A 1323-nucleotide genomic window follows, 5' to 3' on the forward strand; every position below is an offset into this window, starting at 1 on the left:
TGGGGTTGCCCGCAAATCGTGGACACGTAGTGGAGCTACCTAGTGGTTAGGCAGCTATTTCTTTTCTGCTGTTGATTGAGCCGGTGTGGTTCTCGAAGTCGACGGGGCTGACCATTCCGAGTGCAGAGTGCCGGCGCCGGCGGTTGTAGACGACTTCCATCCAGTAGGCAACGGCCTTGCGTGCAGCATCACGGGTAGGCCATCGCTTACGGTCGTAGAATTCAGTCTTTAGCGTCGACCAGAACGACTCGGCCATCGCGTTATCGAAGCACACGCCAGTGCGCCCCACAGACTGAGCGATGCCCAGGTTGCGGCACACTTCCCAGAGCTTCTCACTGGTAAATTGCGTTCCACGGTCAGCGTGAAACACCAGCCCATCAGGAACGTCACCGCGTAGCGTATGCGCCATCCGCAGGGCCCGTTCAACCAGGTGTGTGTCTTGAACGCTATCCATTGCCCAGCCCAGTACCCTGCGGGAATGACCATCGCGGACCGCGCACAAATACAGCCAGCCCTCACCGGTGCGAAGGTAGGTAATATCCGACATCCACACCCGGTTGAGCTGACCAGTATCAAACATGCGCTTGACCAGGTCAGGAAGAGTTGACTTACGCTTGGATTGAATGGTTGTCACCGGGACAAAGGCACGCGGTGAAATCCCTTCAATGCCCATCATGCGCATCCGCTTCGCCACAGTCTTACGGTTAAGTGAAATGTAGTAGCGCTCGGCGAGCTCTGCGGTGATCCGCGGAGCACCATAAACCTCATCGGAGTCTTTCCAAATCTGATGAATCTTTCGGTCAACATCATCGTAAAATGCTGACCGATCATCCTTTCCGGATAGTCGTTTCTGCTGCGCATGGGCCCATTTGTAGTATCCAGACCGAGACACTTTTAATAGCCGTGCCATGCGTTTGATGCTGTAGTTTGCCTTCTCCTGCTGCATTAGTTCGAACTTTTCTGCTCGCGTTGCTTCGCGGCGAAGAAGGCTGTCGCTTTTGACAAAAACTCATTATCCATCTTGGCTTCTGCCAACTCACGGCGCAGACGAGCATTCTCAGCACGAAGATCAGCCTCACTCATCCCATCTGAGGATCCTCGGCGTTCACGCTCGAGTTTGACCCACCGGCCTAAAAGCCCGGCGGAAACACCGATTTCCTTAGCCACATGAGCGATCGGTCGCTCTGACTCGATTACCAGGTTTGCGGCTTCACGCCGGTACTCCGGCGTGTATTTCTTGCGCTGTTGACTCACAATGAACATCCTCTCTTACGGACACAAGATCCGTACAAATAGGGTGTCCACTAAACGAGGGTAACCTCA

Annotated in this window: 1 protein-coding gene; it reads right to left on the reverse strand. The window is 54.5% G+C overall.

What is annotated here, in order from left to right; translation table 11 throughout:
* Positions 1-46: 46 nt before the first annotated feature.
* Positions 47-1263 (reverse strand): IS3 family transposase gene (locus BN9444_RS13250; protein WP_141681489.1). Its coding sequence is split into 2 segments (ribosomal slippage): positions 47-1002 and positions 1002-1263, totalling 1218 coding nucleotides; the frame shifts between segments, so codons are not numbered across the junction.
* Positions 1264-1323: the final 60 nt, after the last annotated feature.

Origin of the sequence: Corynebacterium phoceense (assembly GCF_900092335.1) — a bacterium.
Taxonomy (GTDB): Bacteria; Actinomycetota; Actinomycetes; order Mycobacteriales; family Mycobacteriaceae; genus Corynebacterium; species Corynebacterium phoceense.